The sequence below is a fragment of the Anabaena catenula FACHB-362 genome, assembly GCF_014698735.1.
Lineage (GTDB): Bacteria > Cyanobacteriota > Cyanobacteriia > Cyanobacteriales > Nostocaceae > Anabaena > Anabaena variabilis_A.
This window is the reverse complement of sequence record NZ_JACJTQ010000097.1, coordinates 1-4621: the sequence shown is the minus strand read 5'-3', so window position 1 is coordinate 4621 and position 4621 is coordinate 1. Positions and strand designations below refer to the sequence as shown.

Below are 4621 nucleotides of genomic sequence, written 5' to 3'. Positions count from 1 at the left end.
TGCCTTGCGATCGCTGGTAAACCTTTATCAGAAATTCTTAGAGGTTAATCTTCATGTGGCGATCGCTGATGTTTGTTTCACCGCTAATACTGGGCGATCGCATTTTGAACACCGTTTGGCTGTGGTGGCTGAGTCTAACATACAGTTACGGGAACGTCTTCTGGCTTTTGCCGATAGTAAGGAAGCTATAGGAATAGTGAGTGGGCATATTGATGGCAAAAAGCACTCGAAAATAGCTTTCCTTTTTACTGGTCAGGGTTCGCAATATGTAGATATGGGACGCCAGCTTTACGAAACTCAACCGATATTTCGGCAAGCTTTAGAGCTTTGCGATAAAATCCTCTGCCCTTATTTAGGAACTTCCCTGCTAAAAATTATATACCCAAATACCAAATCAAAAGATTTAGAATTAGATAAAACCGCTTATACCCAACCTGCTTTATTTGCCCTAGAGTATGCCTTATGCCAATTATGGAAGTCTTGGGGTGTTGAACCAGCAGCTGTTATGGGACATAGTGTTGGAGAGTATGTTGCTGCTTGTGTGGCAGGGGTATTTAGTCTGGAAGATGGTCTAAAGTTAATTGCCGAGCGCGCACGTTTGATGCAAGCTCTTCCTGAAAATGGTGAGATGGTAGCGGTAATGGCTGGCTCTGATTTGGTAAATTCCTTGATTAAGGATAAAACCAAGCAAGTCGCTATCGCTGCTTTGAACGGTCCTAATAGTATAGTAATCAGCGGAGCAACCCCTGCAATTAGAGAAATTTGCGCCCAACTTAACGACAAGAGAATTAAATTTAAAAAGCTAGAGGTTTCTCACGCTTTTCATTCGCCGTTAATGCAGCCAATATTGACTGATTTTGAGGTGATAGCAAATCAAGTTACTTACAATCGCCCGCAGATTCCCCTCATTTCCAATGTAACTGGAACAAGGGTAGATGATACCATTTGTACGCCTCAATATTGGTTAAATCATATCCTCCAACCAGTCCGGTTTGTTGATAGTATTACCTGCTTAAATCAGCATGACCATAACATAATATATTTAGAGATTGGACCGAAACCAGTTTTGTTAGGTATAGGGTGCCAATGTCTTCCAGAAAATATGGGGTTGTGGCTACCTTCATTACGTTCACCTCAAACTGATTGGCAGCAAATGCTCCAAAGTTTAGCCTTGTTATATATAAATGGTGTATCTGTTGATTGGAAAGGATTTGATAAAGACTACAACTACCAGAAAGTTGCTTTACCGACTTATCCCTTTGAAAGAAAGCGTTACTGGTTACCAGAAACAATCGTAGACCATAACATCAATACAAAAGAATTTAGTCAGACATCTATTATAAAGTTATTGCATCAAGGAGATACACAAGGATTAGCCCAACGGTTAGCAGGAGAACTCGATGAATCGCTTCGGAGGGACTTACCTCAAATATTGTCTGTTCTTGTCAAATGCCATCAACAGGAAATAAATTCTACACTTATCAAGGATTGGTTTTATCAAGTAGAATGGCAACCCAATATTTTACACAAATTATTAGATGCCACAGTTAGCGATCGCCAATATGAATTGCTCTCTTACCTTCAATCAAAAATTGCGAAAATACTTAACTTAGCTAACATTGAGGAATTAAATTTACATCAACCCTTGAACGATATGGGATTCGACTCATTAATGGCAGTCGAACTAAGAAATTGGGTTCAAGCTTCTTTCAATGTAGAGGTATCCATAGTCAAATTTATGGACAAACTCAGCACTCTCGATTTAGTTGCATATATCAGTGAGCAGATCACAAATATTAAATTGACATCAGAAGAATCTGTACTAATAGCGCAACAACTACAAACTGCTCCTACCAACCAACAACTAGAAAATCGCGAGGAAATCGAATTATGAAGCCCATTCAAGAGTTTTTGTCTGAGATTGCGGCTATGGATATAAAATTACATATTAAGGGAAATGGCTTGCGTTGTAATGCCCCACCAGGAGTATTGACATCAGAAATACGCACTCAATTAGCAGATCGCAAAGCAGAAATTGTCAAATTTTTACAAGAAACTAAGTTAAATTCGAGTTCTGAATTTGAAGCGATTTTCTCTGTTAATCGGAATAATCAGCCATTACCTTTGTCTTGGGCGCAAGAGAGACTGTGGTTTCTGAAGCAACTTGAAGGAGCAAGTGCTACTTACAATGAATTTACAGCTATTCGTATTATTGGTAAACTAAATATTAGTGCTTTAGAAAAAGCATTTTCAGAAATTGTCCGGCGGCATAAAGTACTGCACAGCAACTTTAAATTAGTTGATAATACTCCAGTACAATTAATTAATCCAGAAGCTCATTTAAAAATGTTCTTGGTTGACTTGCGGCAGTTATCCGAATTCCAACGCGAAAACTTAGTAAAACAGTTAGCTCAACAAGAAAAAAACACTAATTTTAACCTAGAAACTGACCTGCTATTAAGAGTTAAAATATTACAATTATCAACATTAGAAAATGTTTTATTTGTAACAGCGCATCACATTGTTTGTGATGGTTGGTCAACAGGAATATTTATTAAAGAATTCTCTATTCTCTACGAAGCTTTTTGCTTAGGAAAAGATTCTCCTTTACAGGAATTACCTATCCAGTACGGGGACTTTGCAGTTTGGCAGAGACAATGGTTGAGCAAAGAGCGATTGCAAAACCAACTTAATTACTGGAAGCAGCAATTGGATGGCGCTCCCTCATTATTGCAATTACCCACTGACCGAAATCGCCCAAGCGTCCAAACTTTCGAGGGTGCAACTCAGACTTTTACTCTCAACCCACAATTAACTCAAAAGTTGCGTCGTTTAACTCAGCAGTCAGGTGCTACCTTGTTTATGACTCTACTAGCGGCGTTTGCAACTTTATTGCATCGTTATAGTGGGCAATCAGACATTGTTATTGGTTCGCCAATCGCCAATCGCAACCGCAGTGAAATTGAGTCTTTGATAGGCTTTTTTGTGAATACCTTGGTGTTGAGAAGCCGTTTTGAAAATAATCCCAGTTTTGAGGATTTACTTGCACAAGTTAGGGAAACCACACTGCAAGCCTACGAAAATCAAGATGTGCCTTTCGAGCAAGTAGTAGCAGCATTGCAACCACAACGTTCTTTGAGTCATTCACCCTTATTCCAGGTGATGTTTACGTTAGAAAATGCACCCTTTGGTAAATTAGAATTACCTGGTTGCAACTGGTGTGCCTTGAATCAACAAAGCACGATTGCTAAGTTTGATTTGACACTTTCAATCACAGAAACAAACCAGGGATTACTGGGGTCATGGGAGTATAATACTGACTTGTTTGATAACTCAACGATTGAGCGTATGGCTGGTCATTTCCACAACTTGCTATCAGCAATCGTGAAAAATCCCCAACAAACTGCGGGCGAATTACCTCTGTTGAGTGCAGCAGAACATCATCAGTTGTTAGTGGAGTGGAACAACACTGCTACTGAATATCCAAGGGATAAATTTATCCATCAGTTAATCGCTGAACAAGCAGAGAAAAAACCAGAAGCAACAGCAGTAGTTTTTCAAGGTGAAAGGCTAACTTACAGAGAATTAAACAAGCAGGCAAACCAACTAGCTCATTATTTACGTTCTTTAGGCGTAGGTACAGAAACAATTGTAAGTGTTTTTCTAGAAAAATCCCTGAATTTAATTTTTACAGTTTTGGGAATTTTAAAATCTGGTGCGGCTTATTTACCCCTTGATCCTTCATACCCCAGCGATCGCCTAAAATTGATGCTGGAAGATGCCAACCCACCAGTAATTATTACCACATCCCTACTCAAAGATAGCTTACCCAGTCATAACGCTAAAGTCATTTGCTTAGACATAGATCAAGAAATACTAGCTCAACAGTCCTCAGAAAACCCCAGCAATCAAACCCAAAACCACAACCTCACCTATATCATTTACACTTCCGGTTCGACAGGAAAACCCAAAGGGGTAATGATAAAACAGCGCAGTTTAGTAAATGCTTATCTAGCTTGGGAAGAAGCTTACCGTCTTACAACAGATACTACTAGCCACTTGCAAATGGCAAGTTTTTCCTTCGATGTTTTCGCTGGTGACTTTGTGCGAGCTTTATGTTCAGGAGCAAAACTAGTTTTATGCCCAAGAGACTTGGTTCTAGAGTCTAAAAAACTTTATGAATTAATGCTTCAAGAACAAGTGGACTGTGCGGAATTTGTGCCAGCCGTTCTCAGGAACCTAGTAAAATATTTAGAGCGCAGCAAACAGAACTTAGGATTTATGAAACTGTTAGCTGCTGGTTCAGATAGTTGGTATTTGAGCGAATATCAACAAATTCAGAATTTATGTGGTTCACAAACCAGACTAATTAACTCCTACGGTGTGAGTGAAGCCACAATTGATAGCACCTATTTTGAAACAGATACAATAGATTTATCCTCTGATTGCCTCATCCCTATCGGTCGCCCCATCGCCAACACCCAAATATACATCCTAGACTCACACCTACAACTAGTACCCATAGGTGTACCTGGAGAGTTATATATTGGAGGTGATGGTTTAGCTAAAGGCTACCTGAACCGTCCAGAACTAACGCAAGAAAAATTTATACTAAATCCCT

At 39.3% G+C, this 4621-nt stretch carries 2 protein-coding genes; both read left to right on the top strand.

Translation table 11 applies throughout. From position 1 onward, the window contains the following. Positions 1-1894 (top strand): acyltransferase domain-containing protein (locus tag H6G68_RS26550; RefSeq protein ID WP_190909317.1); only part of this gene is annotated, 1894 nt, incomplete at its 5' end. Then, on the top strand, positions 1891-4621 hold a 2731-nt coding region (locus H6G68_RS26545; RefSeq protein ID WP_190909316.1), incomplete at its 3' end, for a non-ribosomal peptide synthetase. The genes H6G68_RS26550 and H6G68_RS26545, both read left to right, overlap by 4 nt.